The 16,540-nt window shown below is 39.1% G+C and carries 13 protein-coding genes, 1 pseudogene and 1 other annotated feature (1 of these 15 running past the window's edge); of the genes and pseudogenes, 1 reads left to right on the top strand and 13 read right to left on the bottom strand.

The annotated features are described in order from the left end of the window. Positions 1-42: 42 nt before the first annotated feature. The 9 genes from AC3WTL_RS06845 to AC3WTL_RS06885 all read right to left on the bottom strand — a co-directional run bounded on the left by AC3WTL_RS06845 (position 43) and on the right by AC3WTL_RS06885 (position 9,486). Positions 43-774 carry a GntR family transcriptional regulator gene (locus AC3WTL_RS06845; RefSeq protein ID WP_222496876.1) on the bottom strand — a complete coding sequence of 244 codons (732 nt, stop codon included), beginning with the start codon at positions 772-774 and terminating at the stop codon, positions 43-45. Positions 775-1,036: 262 nt separating this feature from the next. Further along, a complete protein-coding gene (locus tag AC3WTL_RS06850; protein WP_197246269.1) occupies positions 1,037-1,870 on the bottom strand; it encodes a carbohydrate ABC transporter permease in 834 nt (277 codons plus the stop codon). Positions 1,871-1,884: 14 nt separating this feature from the next. Then, entirely contained in the window at positions 1,885-2,838 is a 954-nt protein-coding gene (locus tag AC3WTL_RS06855; protein ID WP_396021327.1) for a carbohydrate ABC transporter permease, read from the bottom strand. 56 nt (positions 2,839-2,894) lie between these two features. Further along, entirely contained in the window at positions 2,895-4,145 is a 1,251-nt protein-coding gene (locus AC3WTL_RS06860) for an ABC transporter substrate-binding protein (protein WP_222496877.1), read from the bottom strand. Between the two features lie 216 nt (positions 4,146-4,361). Beyond that, entirely contained in the window at positions 4,362-5,636 is a 1,275-nt protein-coding gene (locus tag AC3WTL_RS06865) for a Gfo/Idh/MocA family protein (RefSeq protein ID WP_197214986.1), read from the bottom strand. A 93-nt stretch (positions 5,637-5,729) separates the two neighbouring features. After that, on the bottom strand, positions 5,730-6,782 hold the full coding sequence (locus AC3WTL_RS06870; protein ID WP_197214985.1) for a LacI family DNA-binding transcriptional regulator: 1,053 nt from the start codon (positions 6,780-6,782) through the stop codon (positions 5,730-5,732). Positions 6,783-7,153: 371 nt separating this feature from the next. After that, positions 7,154-7,345 carry a Spo0E family sporulation regulatory protein-aspartic acid phosphatase gene (locus tag AC3WTL_RS06875; RefSeq protein WP_396021328.1) on the bottom strand — a complete coding sequence of 64 codons (192 nt, stop codon included), beginning with the start codon at positions 7,343-7,345 and terminating at the stop codon, positions 7,154-7,156. A 214-nt stretch (positions 7,346-7,559) separates the two neighbouring features. Beyond that, positions 7,560-8,204, bottom strand: coding sequence for a response regulator (locus tag AC3WTL_RS06880; protein WP_222496879.1), 645 nt, complete (start codon positions 8,202-8,204; stop codon positions 7,560-7,562). 13 nt (positions 8,205-8,217) lie between these two features. Then, the gene (locus tag AC3WTL_RS06885; protein WP_492369240.1) at positions 8,218-9,486 is read right to left on the bottom strand and encodes a sensor histidine kinase; all 1,269 of its coding nucleotides are present in this window, start codon (positions 9,484-9,486) and stop codon (positions 8,218-8,220) included. Positions 9,487-10,362: 876 nt separating this feature from the next. On the opposite strand from AC3WTL_RS06885, the gene AC3WTL_RS06890 reads away from it, so the two are divergent. Next, on the top strand, positions 10,363-12,021 hold the full coding sequence (locus AC3WTL_RS06890; protein WP_222496881.1) for a M4 family metallopeptidase: 1,659 nt from the start codon (positions 10,363-10,365) through the stop codon (positions 12,019-12,021). Between the two features lie 205 nt (positions 12,022-12,226). On the opposite strand, the gene ilvA is transcribed toward AC3WTL_RS06890, so the two are convergent. The 4 genes and pseudogenes from ilvA to ilvB form a co-directional block, all read right to left on the bottom strand. Continuing rightward, on the bottom strand, positions 12,227-13,177 hold the full coding sequence (gene ilvA / locus AC3WTL_RS06895) for a threonine ammonia-lyase (protein ID WP_222497519.1): 951 nt from the start codon (positions 13,175-13,177) through the stop codon (positions 12,227-12,229). 75 nt (positions 13,178-13,252) lie between these two features. Continuing rightward, positions 13,253-14,275, bottom strand: a complete 1,023-nt coding sequence (gene ilvC, locus AC3WTL_RS06900; protein ID WP_492369241.1) for a ketol-acid reductoisomerase — start codon at positions 14,273-14,275, stop codon at positions 13,253-13,255. Between the two features lie 54 nt (positions 14,276-14,329). After that, positions 14,330-14,614: pseudogene (gene ilvN / locus AC3WTL_RS06905) on the bottom strand (acetolactate synthase small subunit); the annotation flags it as partial. Next, a complete protein-coding gene (ilvB, locus tag AC3WTL_RS06910; protein ID WP_222496884.1) occupies positions 14,611-16,329 on the bottom strand; it encodes an acetolactate synthase large subunit in 1,719 nt (572 codons plus the stop codon). The gene ilvB and the pseudogene ilvN, both read right to left, overlap by 4 nt. Before the next feature lie 44 nt (positions 16,330-16,373). Further along, positions 16,374-16,540: a binding site (T-box leader), on the bottom strand; it runs 87 nt beyond the window's last position.

Consider the following 16,540-nt stretch of genomic DNA (forward strand, 5'->3'; position numbering starts at 1 on the left):
TATTTAACTCATAGCCTTGGAACTATGAGTCATTAATATCAGTTATGTTAGTTCTGTATAAAAACGGCAACGATCCCCACGTACAATAGATCGGCAAAACTCAACAGGGTTTCCCTCTTTATCAAATGCTGTCCTTTCCAGTAATAAAGCCGGGAGACCTTCCTTCGTCTGAAGATGCTCGCTTTCATCTGCACGGATTAAAACAGGCTCAAAGGCTTCTTTGGCACGTGTGATGACAACATTGAATTGCTGTTCGAGCAAATCATATAACGAAACTGGACCAATTTCATTTAATTTAGCCATATCTGGGACAGTTTTTTTCGTAAAAAAGGATGATTCAAGTATTATGGGTTCATTATTCGCACATCTCAACCGCTTTAATTCAATGACACATTCATCACTTATCATTTGCAGCCCTTCTTTAATTTTTGCAGTGGGCTTGACTTCACGAATATCTAAAATAATATCTTTTGGATTCATTCCATGTTCTTTAAGCACTTTGCTAAAACTATAAAATCCCATTAGAGGCTGCTGAAACTTTGGCTTTGATACAAACGTGCCCTTACCTTGAATTCTGTACAAAACCCCATCCTGAACAAGTTCTTCGATCGCTTTTTTGACTGTATTCCTGCTTACTCCATACTCATCCATTAATTGATTCTCAGAAGGAACTTTATCTCCTGTATTCCAGTTGCCATTGTCAACCGATTCCCTTAAAATCTCTTTAAGTTGATGATAAAGCGGGATAATACTATCATGCTGCAAATGTTTCATTTAACTAAATTCCTCCGTGTTTATGCTTTAGGAAACCTAATGTTAGAAAATTTAATTAAATTATATCATTACCTGTTAACGTGTCAACCCAACAACCCTGTTTTTTCTTTACTCTTTTCCGACAAAAATTTTTTTGTATGTTTATATTTTTAGGCCCTATTAACCATAAGCACATTTTATTTAAATATTTCCAAAACCCATTCTAAAAAAATTAGGATGGTTGTAGGTTAGGTTTAATAGATCTAATAGCTAATGTGCTCCCTTATTTCCCTCCCGTAACAGCAATACCTTCAATAAACTGCTTCTGCAGGAAGATAAACAATATCAGCATTGGCAGGATGGCTAAGAAAGATCCAGCCATTAGAATTGGGTAATTGGTCAAAAACTGCCCCTGAAGTGAGGATAATCCCACTGATAGAGTCATAGACTCAGGAGAACTATTGACAATCATCGGCCACATTAATTCATTCCAGCTCCAGAGTGTAGTAAAGATCCCAAGAGCGATTAGACCCGGCTTTGCAAGCGGGAGCATCACCTTCCAATAAATTTGGAAATGATTGCAGCCATCAAGTCTGGCGGCCTCCTCCAATTCTTTAGGAAGTCCCATGAAAAACTGCCGCAATAGAAACGTGCCAAACGCGCTGAATAAACCGGGTACAATAACTGCCTGCAGAGAATTGAGCCAGCCTAATTTCACCATAATCATATATTGAGGCAATAGGAAAACTTGCCCAGGCACCATTAAAACAGTAAGCGCTAACAAAAACAGAATGTTTCTCCCTGGAAAATAAATTCTGGCAAAAGCGTAAGCAGCTAATGAACATAGGAACAATTGGCCGACTGTCCGCAGAACTGTAATAATTACGGTATTGTACATAAATTTGAAAAAGGGCAGGAGTCCAAATACCTCTTTATAATTTCCCCACTGAAAATCCTCAGGAATCAAAACCGGGGGTACTTGAATCGATTCAGCATACGTCTTTAACGAGGTAAGGATCATCCATAAGAAAGGCAGAACCATTGCTGCAGCCCCAATAATCAGGATGAAATGGAAAAGGAATGTTCTACTTGTAATAAGCTTATGTGCTCTGTCCATCGGCATCACTCCCTTTAATCATAATGAACCCACTTTTTCTGAAGAACCATCTGGATGGCTGTAATTATTAAAATGACCGCTAATAAAAGAACTGCAATAGCCGCAGCATATCCTTTATCGTTTAGTACAAATGCATGCTGATAGAACAAATAAACAATGGACTGTGTACTTTCAAGCGCCGTGCTGCTTTTTCCAATCATCATGAAAATCAAGTCGAATACTTGAAAGGCACCAATCAGTGACATAATGGACACAAAGAAAATAACTGGTGAAAGCAGCGGCAGTGTAATTTTAAAAAACACAGTGACAGGACCTGCCCCATCTATTTCTGCTGCCTCGTAATACATCTTTGGAATGCCCTGCAGCCCTGAAAGGAAAATGACCATATTGTAGCCAATACCGCTCCAAATCGCTACCCCAATAATCGAATATAAAGCAATTTTAGGATCACTTACCCACTGCGGCCCTTCAATTCCAACCAAGGATAATAAATAATTAAACATCCCGTAGTCTGCGTTATAAAGCCATTTCCAGACCATCGCAATGGCAGCTGGCATAGTAATTACTGGTAAAAAATACAAAGTCCGATAAATAGATTTACCTTTGATATTCTGATTTAAAAGAACAGCCACAATAATGGACAGGAAAATCCCAATCGGCACGGTAAAAATAATATAGATGCTTGTGTTTTTAAATGCTTGCAGAAGAGTTGCATCCTCAAGCAATCTCTTATAATTGTCTAAGCCTGTCCACTCATACTGTCCAAATGCACCCCATTCGGTGAAGCTAAAGTAAAAATTCTGAACAATGGGCCAGAGATAAAAAATAAACAGTCCCAGCATTGTAGGTGCAATCATAAGATAAGCCCAAAAATAGTCTGAACGCTTCCTTGTTTTGGCGAGGCTCGAAACTTTTATCCTTTTGGCTGATTTTACTTCTGTCTGAAGAGGTACTTCCTTCAAAGTCATCCCTCCTTATATAAATGGAAGAGAAGAATAGCAAAATCCTTCTCTTCAATTAGTAATTACTTGGACAATGCCTCATTTGCTTTCTTTGTCAGCTCTTCTGCTGCTTCTTCAATACCTATTTCCTCACTCCAGGCCTTTTTAAGTACATCTGTTTCGTACTGCCAGATTTCCCCTGTGTTTTCCACACTTGGCAGAGGAACTGAATATTCTGCTCCATCAATAAATGCCTGAAGGTTTAAATTAGGGACTGATTCTTTCCATGCATCCTGTGTACCATTAAATGCCGGAATGACGGTTCCCGTTTTGGCAAAGACTTCTGCTGCTTCTTTTGAACCAAGGAATTGAACAAACTTCCAAGCTTCTTCTTTATGCTTTGTATTCGAAGATATTACATTGGAAAGCCCGTGAATAGAAACGGCACGTTTTTTCCCTTGTGGAACCACCGCTACATCTAAATCGGGATTTTTCTTATATTCAGGAACCATCCAAGGACCATCAAACATCATCGCTATCTTTCCAGATGAGAATAATTCAGAAGCAGCCGTTTCGGTCATCTGCGCTTGAGTTGGAGAGAGCCCTTCTTTAATAAAGCTGACATTGTATTTTAATGCCTCGATTGCTTCAGGTTTGTCGAACCCTGCGGACTTGCCATCCTCAGAAATGATATAGCCGCCATTTTGCCAGATGAAATCATAATATCCGCCTTGATTGCCCATTAATGCCGCATAGCCCCAAATTCCTTTTTCTTTGTCAGTCAACTGTTTCGCAGCTTCCTTCAATTTTTCCCAATCCCATGTTTCATCCGGGTAGGATACTCCGGCTTCATCAAAGATTTTTTTGTTATACCATAGCCCAGTTGTATCGTAATCTTTTGGAATCCCATAAATATCTCCATCTACCGTGTATAGCTCAATCAATGATTCCGGATAATTTTCTAAGCTATAGTTGTCCTTTTCCGCCATTTCACTTAATGGAAGAATGACCTTCCCTTCTGCATACTGAACAACGTGTGCTCCATTCATCCATAAAACATCTGGCAAAGCACCGCCCGTTGCCGCTGTTTCAAGCTTTTGAAAGTATTGGCCATAAGGTGTGATTTCTGTATTCACTTTAATGTCCGGATGTTTTTCATTAAATAACTTTATAATTTCTTCAATCGCAGGAACCTGCTTTTTATCCCAGAATCCATACGTAATCTCAACCTTGCCATCTTTTCCTCCGCCGGATGCTGCATCATTATCACTGCAGCCTGATAGGCCAATCACACCCAATACAACGATTAATAGCATGATGATCCATTTCTTCATCCCATTTCCCTTCTTTCCTAAAGTTTTTGTTTGCCTAACTCCAAACATAAGGGTTTATCTCTAGATGAATAAAAATGTTATGGACGAAAGGTATTTATAACGTTTACCACCTCCTTGGATAACGTTTTCCGGATACTCTGATTTCTGCATTAAGATATAATCTTAACTGGTCGAAATATATTGCAACACTGCATAAATAGCTGTGTTTACAAACTTTTAAACTTGAATATTCCCAACTAAACCATGATAATATTCATCTATATTGATAGATTGACCCTGGTTTAACCGTGACTCCTCCGCTGCAAATGCCATTAAATGACTTCTTACAGATGCGGAAACAGAAGAAACACTATCCTCCTTATTGCCATTCCTTACTTCTTCCAGGAATAGTCTCATTATTCCACGGTCTCCTCCGCCATGGCCGCCTACTGGCTGATCAAAATGAATCACTGTTTCCTGCCTGGTCAGGAAATCAAAAATTGAGATTTTATTTTCTTCCATGTTTCCGCGGATTTCACCTTTGGTTCCCATTATTTGAACGATTCGAGTTTGTTCTCTTGTAAAACCGCACATGCTGAAGGCAGCGGTTGCTCCTCCCTCAAATTCCATATTTACAACCTGATGGTCGACAACATTATTATCTGAACGATATACACACTTTCCATAAGGCGTTCCATTCAAGGCTTCAAGTATGCCTTTATTTGTATAATCTTCTGTAAATTTTTTTGCCCAGCCTCTTCCTTCACCAAGGTAATACCTTCCTGCATGGAAAGGGCACTCCAGCTCGGCAGGACATCCATCCAAGCATCGCAATGGTGCTCCTTCCGGGGCATTTTCCGCTTTAAAATGCATCAGGGATCCATACGAACTTAATAGTTTACATGGTTTTCCCAGTACATATGAAATGATATCCATGTCGTGACATGACTTCTGGAGAATCATCGGACTTGATTTTTCTTTGTTATTCCAATTGCCTCTTACAAAACTGTGTGACATATGCATAACTTCGACATTTTCATTTAATTGAAGAGATACAACTTCACCAATCTCCCCTCTGGAAATTACCTTTTTAATAGCTTTCCAAAAGTCGGTATACCTTAGCACATGACAGATCGTCAGCTGCCGGTCATATGTTTTAGCTTGTTGTTCCATTAATATACATTCTATCGGGTCTGGTGACATTGGTTTTTCCAGAAGGACATGATACCCTTGCTCTAAAGCTCTCATGGTCACTTTGAAGTGATTTCTATCAAGGGTGCAGATAATGGCAATATCGGCAATTTGTTTGTCCAGCTGTGAGATCTCTTCCCATGAATCATAGCAATTTTCATTTGGAATTTGATGTTCTTGCTGAATCCTCCCTCTCCTTTCCTTATTGGGTTCCGCAACAGCAACAATCTTTAATTCATGCGGATAATCGAGTGCATAAGGTGCATATGCTCTCGCCCCTCTGTCCCCAGCTCCTATTAGGAGCGCTGTCATTGTCTTCATGAAAATTTCTCCTCTCTATTAAGCCAAATAAACCCGGAAAATTTTCCGAATTATATCCAAACGTTTTCCAAACGTTTTTAAAAAAAGAACCGGCTAGGTCCGTTTTTTTGAAGATGTTGATTCACGAATAACTAACTCAAATGGTAAAATAATTTTGATTGGCAGAACTACTTTTTCCTCTACCATTTCCATAATCGTTTTAGCTGCCATTTTTCCCATTTCATATTTAGGGATTTCTACTGTTGACAGCGGCGGTGATGAATATTTCCCCATTTCTATATTATCTACTCCAAAGAAAGCAATATCTTCGGGGATTCTTAAATTATTTTCTATAACTGCTCTCATTGCAGCTAATGCCATTAAATCACTTGCACAAACCATAGCTGTCGGCAAGTCTCCCGGACTGCTTTTAAGGAGCTGATTCATTCCCTCATAGCTGTTTTCCATTTTCCATCTGGTATTAATAACCCATTCATCTCGAATTGAAAGGTCTGCTTCTTTCATAGCAGATTGATAACCCTTAAATCTTAATTCTTCATTCAAGTTATGAAAAGATTCATTAATTCCTCCTCCGATAAAACCAATATCACGATGACCCAGACTCACTAAATGCTGGACAACTTTTTCCAATGCCGCCACACGGTTATAATCTATAATGGCAATATCTTTATCGGAATAGTAGAAGTCAAGTCCCACAACAGGAATTGTTTGCTGTATGTAGTCAATTAAGCTCTCATCAATGCTGTCGATCAGCAGCAGTCCTTCAATCCCGAGATCGTGAATGGTCTTAAGAAGAAGTGCTTCATTTTCAATTTCATCCTTTGTAATACTTATTAATGTATAATCATTTTCCGTTAAAGTATCACGAATACCAGTATAGATATTAGAAAAGTATGGATTTAATTCAGCCTGTGTAGGATTGGCTACCCAGCCAATTTTCATTGTCCTGGCATCACTTTTATTTTGTCTGTTGCTGACCAGATTTCTTGCATGCTGATTGGGTGTATACCCCAGCTCTTTGACAGCCTGCCAGATTTTATTCCTCGTTTCCTGGTTAACATTCCGTGTCTGGTCATTCTGAATGACTCTGGAAACAGTAGAAATAGAAACGCCAACATACTCCGCAATATCCTTTAATCTAACCACAAAACACACCTCTAGGCTGTAACTTCCTGCAGCAATCGCCGGAATTTTTTGAATTTAAGTAGACTATATCACCTGAATTTATTTTAAGTCAATAGCTTTTAGTATTTATTTCGTTTTTAAATACTCCTTCCAGCCTGTATTTACACCCTATAAAATAGTAGCTTTATATTTTTTTCAGAAAGGTTGGCTGCACACACGTGATCCAAATTTCCCGATTGTCCAGTTAACAATTATTTCTTTTTCCATTAACAAAGAATCAATTTCCACTACAAAAGTGTGATTTAAAATATTTGTTTTTGGTATATTAAAACTCTCGATATCATAATCTTCTAAATGGTACGCTTTGCACTGCCCTTACATCTACACGAAAATTACTTTTTCTTCAGAAATTTCGTATTTATCTTTTGTTTTTGCTGCTCCCATATATACACGTCCAATTCCTGGCTGAGTTGGATGGTCTTTTTACTCAAGAATCCATTTTCCCTTATACTATTAATCATTTTACTTCGAGCAATTTCAATTAGATCCTCCTTACACATGATTCGGCACACCCCTCTACCCATAAGAAATTAACATTTCTGTAATAATATTTACATTCATCTTTATGTAACTATTATGGTAGAATTAATCAATTTTGAATATTGAGTGTTTGTTCTATTTATATAGACAAAATATTTTAGGTCGAACTAGTACAAAGGATTTAGATTGAATATAACACTGGTCCGGTCATTTATAGCATTAATAACCAAAAAACCTGCCTTTAGCGGCAGGGAAATTTTAATTTAAATAGGGCACCAATTTATTCTGCACAGCATAGATAATGGCTTGTGAACGACTATTCACATTTAGTTTTTTATATATTTTATTGACATGAATTTTTACAGTTTTATCGCTTATTGATAGTTGTGCGGCTATTTCCTTGTTGGACTTTCCTCTGACCAACTGATTGAGCACTTCCTTTTCCCTTTTGGTCAATTCATTATTTTGAATGGCATAGTCGTTATGGATACGGTGATAAGAAATTAATTTACTTGCCATTTTAGGATGTATAATAGAATTTCCTTGATATATTTTTCGTATTGCGTCGATAACTTCCATGGAAGAAGCATCCTTTAACAAATATCCGTCAGCCCCTTCTCTCAGGGCAGATTTAAAGTATTCATCATGATCAAACATAGTTAAGATTAGTATTTTACAGGCAGGATACCTGGCCTTGATAAGGGAAATGAGTTCAATTCCATTCTTATTAGGAAGATTAATATCCAACACGATTACATCCGGCGCAATAGTATCCAATTGCTTTAGCAATCCATCTCCTGAATCTGCCTCACCTATCAGGAGCAAGTCCTCTTCTATTTCCAAGATACTTCGAATTCCGTCTCTTAATACAGTATGATCATCCACTAACATTATATTAATCATGATCTCACTCCCTTTAATTATTGTGCCGTATGGCAAGACGGATTTCCGTGCCCTTGCCTTCTGCGCTGTCTATCTCAAATTTGGCTCCAAATTTATGTGCGAGCTCGTTCATGGTGAGGATTCCAAAATGAGGTTCTGTTTGGCATTTTATCAATTTGTCAAATAAAGAAAATCCTATACCGTCATCTTTAATTTTTATCATAGTCTGCTCTCGTCCATATTTGAGAGTGACTTGAATCTTTTCAGCCTTTGCATGTTTTACTGAGTTTTGCAGACTCTCCTGGAATATATCATAGACTAGTTTTTCTATTTGACTTCCTAAAGGGTATGGCTCCCCTTTCTGAGTGAAAATAATACTCGCTTTTCCCTCGGCCATCTTCTGGATTTTTTCTTGTATCGCCCGTTCTAATCCATTTTGTTCCAAAGGGCACGGCCTTAAAGAATATATCGATTCACGAAGCTCTTTTATACTGTCTCTTAGTTTGTCAATCCACTGTTCAATTGAATAATAAAGATTAAGGTTGTCCCCTTTATATTCATTTTTCTTTCGCAGCGCAAGCGAGGATTCCATCTGAAAAACTATACCTGCCAAAGACTGACCAATACCATCGTGAATATCACGTGCAATGCGGCTGCGTTCTTCCAAAATCATCAGTCTCTCATTTTCTAGTATTAAGGACCGTGTTTTCAATGTACTTGCCAGAACATTGGATAATACGGTTAATGAGCGAATTTCACCAAAACTAAAACCAATCTCACTTACTCTGCCGACCATTAACATACCTATTTTTTCATTGTCTACAAAAAGCGGGGAAAATGCCTGCGAGAGAATCATATTATTAAAAATTTGATTGCATGGCAACTCCTTGGAATCGTTTCCTGTCAAAATGGACATGTCTGAAACTCCTTCTAAGAATAATGAAAGTTCATCACTGAATGCTACTTCGCTTTTTACCTGTCCTTCCTTAAATAGAAGCTTCCATGTATCATTTTCTTTTGCTAATAAAACGAAAGCATTAGCATTAAAGGTCTCCGCTAGAAGGCTTTTCTTTTCATGAAGGTCATTTGTATTGATACGGTTTAATTCCGTAGTAAGGACGGACAATGCATTCAACTTCTTTTTTTCTATCACTGCTTTTAAAAGAATCGAAATGGTCATTGCTAACAATATCCAAATGGATAAGAATAGTATAGTTGTAAAATCTATAATGTCTCTTGGAAGGTAATTTGTATAAACCTCTATAAAAAATATTAGAATCACGGACATAATGCCGATAATCATTTCCTGTAAAGTTTTACTTCTCCACTCTTCCCAGGTATATGGCAATGGCCTGATGGAAAATAGAGTATCATTAATTAAATTATTAATGAAAAAATATAGAAGAGTAAAAATCAAAATGAATATAAGACTTTCTAACAAGTAATCTATATGATAATTTCCCATCCCTATCTTTATTTTATTTAGGAACCATTCAGCCCCCATCAGAGAAATTGAATATTGGGCAATATTGTAAATGGTCGAGGGAAGAGATCTTTTGTGATGAAACGATTCAAAAATAAGAATAAATGCAAAGATTACAATTGTCGTGTAAATATTGAAATATAAATTCATGACATAAAGGATTGGAAACGTCATTGTACTGAACATTCTTAAACAGAATAAGGGAATTTGAAAATACTCTGACAGCAGCATAAGTACCATCAGAAGGATTAGTATTATAGGCTTTTCTGTTAAAGATACAAAAGGGATAGAGTAAAATATAATTATCCATCCGAGTAGATCAATGAGCTTCATATAGTAGTCAGCAAACGTTTTTCGATATTGAATTACTTTATCTGTCATATGCACCTCTCCTGACAAACTTTTAAAAAAACCGGGACTGGCCGAATAGAAATCTACTAGCCAATACCGGTTCCTAACTGCATTTACATGCAAAGTTACCATTAATTATAGCTTACAAATTCTTACATGAAAATTCTACTATAGTTATAACTTATAATATAACTTAGGTTATAGACCCTCTAATACTCTTTTTTCCTCTATACCTATTTTTGATAGGCTTATTTATTCAAAGTTTTTAAAATTATTTAAAAAATCAGTTTTAGCTGATATTATTAGTCTCGCAACACACTTTATGGTACCAAGGAGGAAAATTAAGTGAACAAAAAAATTTTAGCTCTAGGGTTGTCACTCGGTCTGACTGCCAGTGCCTTCTCTCCTGCCACATCACTCGCTGCACCAAACAACGTCTTATCCGTATCCAAGTACAATGAAGCAGTTGGTTCCCCGGAATTTATTTCAGGAAAGCTGACAAATCCATCGAAGAAAAATGTTGAAGACATTGTATTCGAGTATGTGAAAGCCAATAAGAAGAAGTTCAAGTTAGGTTCAAAAACGGCACAAGATTCGTTTAAGGTAACATCTAACAAGAAGGACAAGCTGGGTTCTGCTCTTCGATTACAGCAAATGTACAACGGAGTGCCTGTTTGGGGATCCACTCAGGCTGCTGTTGTTACGGATGAAGGGATTTTAAATGTGTTCTCGGGCACTGTCACTCCTGATTTGGAAACAAAGAAAGGCCTTAAATCAGAAAAGAAAGTCAATGCTAATAAAGCCATCAATATCGCAGAAGGCGACCTTGGATTTACACCAGACTATGAGAAAAATCCATCAGCTGAGCTTGTGGTTTATACTAAAGGGGAGGAAGCGACTTACGCATATCAAGTAAACTTAAACTTCCTTTCTCCAAAACCAGGAAACTATAATTATTTTATCGAGGCCTCGACAGGCAAGATTCTAGACAAATACAATGATCTTCATGAAGCACACGCTAAGCCATCTTTTAAAAAGACCGGAAAACCGGTGACTCTTAGTGATACTACAGGTTCCGGCAAAGGCGTTTTAGGGGATACCAGGTCGTTAAATATGACTTTCGACGGAACTTCATATTTCTTACAAGATAGAACAAGGGCTGCGGGAGTATTTACATACGATGCTTCAAATCGTTCAAGATTACCTGGTACACTTTGGACAAGTCCTGACAATCTATTAAATAGCACATATGATGCTGCTGCCGTTGATGCCCATTATTATGCAGGCAAGACGTTTGATTATTATAAGAACGTGTTTAATCGCAACTCATATGACAACAGAGGTTCAGCTTTAAAATCGACTGTCCACTATGGCAGCAGGTACAATAATGCATTCTGGAACGGAAGCCAAATGGTATATGGGGATGGAGACGGTACTACATTCCGTCCGTTATCCGGTGGTCTAGATGTAGTTGCGCATGAACTTACACATGCGGTAACAGACACCAGTTCAGACTTAATCTATCAAAACGAATCTGGTGCATTAAATGAAGCTATGTCCGATGTTTTTGGTACTCTTGTAGAATTTTTCGATAATAATAATCCGGATTATGAAATTGGAGAAGACATCTATACACCAAATATCGCTAACGATGCCCTTCGATCTATGAGCGATCCAACAAAGAGCGGAGATCCTGACCATTACTCAAAACGTTATACAGGTTCTGAGGACAATGGTGGAGTACACATAAATAGCGGAATCATTAATAAAGCTGCGTATCTATTAGCGAAAGGCGGCACTCATTACGGTGTGACCGTTTCGGGTATCGGTAATGATAAAGTCGGCCAAATCTACTATCGTGCCAATACGGTTTACTTAACGGCTTCTTCTACATTCAGCCAGGCTCGCGCTGCATTAGTACAGTCTGCTGCAGACCTGTATGGTGCTGGATCTGCTGAAGTAGCTTCAGTCAATAAATCGTTTGATGCAGTAGGCGTTAAATAATCATATACAGGATGGTCCAAGAAAGTATTATATGACTTCTTAGGACCATCCTTTCGTATTTATAATCTTTTATTATATGGTAACGAATGGAATTTAAGATTTATTGCTATGTTAAGAATATCAAGATAAAAATACCCTTGAAAATTATCGAGAGAATGGTAAGGATATATATCAAAATTTAATTTTAAATTAATAAATTGGTCAGTTATAAATTTGATACATTCTTTGACTGAGATATTTCCTGATAGGTTTGCATTTTAACGGGGTCTACATTTCCTCCGCTTATGATACAGCCCACTTTCTTTTGTTCAATCGGTGCCTTTTTGTATAAAATAGCAGCCAATGGAGCGGCACCCGCTCCTTCAACCAGCATTTTTTCTCTTTCAAGCATGAACAGGATTGCATAGGCAATTTCTTCTTCAGTTACTGTTACGATATCATCTACATACTTTTCTATGATTGGAAAGGTTTTAATCCCTGGCTCCTTAACCAATATCCCATCGGCTATTGTGTTAATTGGAAGAAGAGACTTCATTTTTTGCCCTTTAAATCTCTGATAGGTTGCAGATGCCCCTGATGCCTGCACACCGATCACTTTTATTGAAGGATTGTAAGCTTTGACTCCAAGTGCAATTCCCGATATCAGTCCGCCACCGCCAATGGGTACAAAAATAACGTTTAATTGACTATTTTGCTGCAGCATTTCTAATGCAATGGTTCCTTGCCCTGCTATAACCCTATCATCATCAAATGCATGAACAAAGGTACTGCCACTTTGGTGCATTTCTTCTGCCGCTCTTTGATAGGATTCATGATATGTTTCTCCGACCAATACGGCTTCAGCACCATATCCTCTAGTGGCAGCTACCTTAGCAAGCGGAGTATGCCTAGGCATATAAATTGTCGATTTGATTCCTCTTAACGATGCTGCCAGCGCTACTCCTTGAGCATGATTTCCGGCAGATGCGGCTAGAACCCCTCTTTTCGCTTCCTGATCTGATAGGGATAAGATTTTATTCATGGCTCCTCTTAGTTTAAAGGATCCTGTCTTTTGCAAATTTTCCAGTTTTAAATAGACGTTGGCATTCGTTAAGTAATTTATTGTTGTACTTTGCTTCAAAGGAGTCTGATGCACTTTATCCCTTAATGTTTCCATTGCTTCACCAATTTTCACACTCTTAACTAAATCCCCAATGGTCTCACCTCGAATTTAATTTTTATGATCTTATTATTAAGTCAAACGCTCAGATACTTCCCTTTTTGACTCTTGCTTAACAAACGGCATCATTTTTCTCAAGCTTTTACCGACAACTTCAATCGGATGCTTCTTTTCGCGGTTATTAATCGCATTAAACACTGACCGGTTTGCCTGATTTTCTAAAATCCAGCTCTTTGAAAATTTCCCCGTTTGTATATCCTCTAATACTTCCTTCATTCGTGCCTTTGTTTCGGCGTTAATCACTCTTGGTCCGGATATAAAATCACCCCATTGGGCTGTGTCCGAAATGGAATATCTCATACCTTCCATGCCTTGCTCATACATAAGATCAACAATCAACTTAAGCTCGTGCATACACTCAAAATAGGCAACTTCCTTTTGATATCCAGCCTCCACAAGGGTTTCAAACCCCGCTTTTACAAGAGATGTCAAGCCGCCGCAAAGAACCGCCTGTTCACCGAATAAATCCGTTTCGGTTTCTTCATGAAAATTCGTTTCTAATACACCAGCTCTAGCCGCCCCGATCCCTTTTGCATAAGCTAATGCAAGCTCTTTTGCCAGGCCCGTTACATTTTGGTGAACACCGATTAATGCTGGAACACCCGCTCCCTCTTCATAGGTTCTCCGGACTAAGTGCCCTGGACCCTTTGGTGCCACTAAAAACACATCCACATTTTCAGGTGGAACGACCTGATGAAAGTGAATATTAAACCCGTGGGCAAAAGCAAGTGCCTTTCCTGCAGATAAAGAAGGCTTAATATCCTTCTCATAAACGGTCGGCTGCATCTCATCCGGCAATAAAACCATGATGACCTCTGCAGCCTCACAGGCTCCCTTGACAGGCAGCACAAGGAAGCCGTCCTCTTCTGCCAGTACCCATGATTTTCCTGGCCGTAGTCCCATGACTACTTTATGTCCACTATTACGCAAATTTAATGCATGTGCATGACCTTGTGAGCCATAACCAATGACGGCAACTGTCTTCCCTTTTAAAACTTCCTCATTTACATCCCCATTATAATAAACCTTTACCATATCAAATCTCTCCTTTTCCTCGGTCATTTACTGGAAAGTTTGTGCTTATATCAGTACCTTCTTAATCGATGACAGTTCTCTTTCAATGACATATTGGTCAGTTATATCTGTTACAGAAATGACATCAATCTGTTTATCTATTTGCTTCACCAGCTGCAGGAATTTATGATCATCCTCTGCCTCTGTTACTACTGAAATTTTCGAAAATTCTTTTGCCTCAGTGTAGACTGCTGCTGCAAGACTTTCGATTTGGTAATGATGCTTTGTAAACAAACCCATCAGACGGGTTAAAATTCCATGTTGATTATGGACTATTACCGAGACCATCCGCTTTTTCATGGTTTCACCCCAATCATCTCATGTAATCCTTTCCCTGGTGCTACCATAGGATAGACGTTTTCAGCAGGATTCACGCGGCAATCCAGCAGTACCGGCTCCCGGTCTGCCAAAACTTCCGGAAATATCCTCTCTGCTTCCTCACTAGTGCTCACTCTATAAGCTTTTATCCCATAGGATTCAGCCAGCTTTAGGAAATCTGGCTGCTGGGATAAGATAGATTGTGAAAATCGCCTATCATAAAAGGTTTCCTGCCACTGGCGGACCATTCCGAGAGATCCGTTATTGACGATTATGACTTTTACCGGCAGCCCCCATTCTTTTAATAAGATTAGTTCTTGGAGTGTCATTTGAAAGCCCCCATCCCCAACAAACGAAACTACCGTTGCACCAGGGTCTGCCAGTTGGGCACCAATGGCTGCCGGGAATCCAAATCCCATTGTCCCTAATCCGCCAGAGGTAACCCAGCGGTTTGGAAGAGAAAAAGAGTAATATTGCGCTGCCCACATTTGATGCTGGCCGACATCCGTAGTCACAATCGCATTACCTTTCGTATGATTGTGTACTAATTCTATTAAATGCTGGGGTGGAAGTAATTCCTGGGTATCGTTATACCAATAAGGATGACTTTTTTTATATTGTTCTAAATGGTTTAACCATTGTATTGAAGCTGGCCCTTTAACTTTTTGACTCATCATCATCTGTAAGACTGCTTTTGCATCTCCTGCAACCGGAAAGTGAGTCTCGACATTTTTGCCGATTTCTGACGGATCAATGTCAATATGTGCAATCTTTGCTTCTGGTGCAAATGAATCTAAATTACCTGTTAACCGATCATCGAAGCGGGCACCTATATTGATTAATAAATCACATTCATAAATAGCCATGTTCGAGGTGTAACATCCATGCATACCTGCCATCCCTAAAAATAGAGGATGCTGTGCCGGAAATCCGCCAAGGCCTAAAAGTGTGTGGACTACAGGGATTTGATAACGCTCTGAAAATGTAAGCAGTTCTTCTGAAGCTTTTGCATGCAGGACTCCTGCTCCTCCTAAAATGAGAGGCTTTTTGGATTCGCTGAGTGCGGCAAGCAATCTTTTTATCTGTAATGGATTAGGACTTGCTGTTGGGCGATACCCTGGCAGATTGATCTCAGCCTGCAGGGATGCAGCAGTATGTTGAGCTGCCAAATCCTTGGGGATATCAACCAATACAGGGCCAGGTCTTCCGGTTGTGGCAATATGAAAGGCTTCTTTCACAATTCGAGGAAGATCCTCTACCCTTTTCACCTGATAATTATGCTTTGTGATAGGTGTCGTAATCCCGAGCACATCTGCTTCCTGAAATGCATCCGTTCCAATAACCTGGGAAGCAACCTGACCTGTGAAAATAACTAGCGGCAATGAATCCATCATGGCATCCGCAATCCCTGTCACGATATTTGTTGCACCTGGCCCTGAAGTAGCCACCACAACACCCGGCTTTCCTGAAACACGGGCATAGCCTTCAGCCGCGTGGATGGCTCCCTGTTCATGACGGGCAAGAACATGCTTAATCGGTGACCTGTACAAAGCATCGTAAATACCCAAAACCGCCCCGCCAGGATAACCAAACAAAATTTCTGTACCTTCCTGTTTTAACGCCTGGATGAGAACGTCTGCCCCGTTCAGCTTCAACTCTTCTGATTCCAAATTTACCATCGCCTGTTTTGATTCCATGTACATCTCCCTCTTTTCAGGAAAATAAAAAAACTCGCCCCTAATATAGGGACGAGTTAGCTCGCGATACCACCCTAGTTCCGTTTGCGGATAGAAAAATCCACTTACGGCACCTCGATCAACGTACAATCATACGTGTTCCTTCGTAACGGGGGACCACCCGGCAATACTTACTGAAAGAGTTCAGCATTGCATCTCGGAGATGATTTTC

It is taken from the genome of Cytobacillus sp. EB106-05-05-XG126, assembly GCF_058791715.1.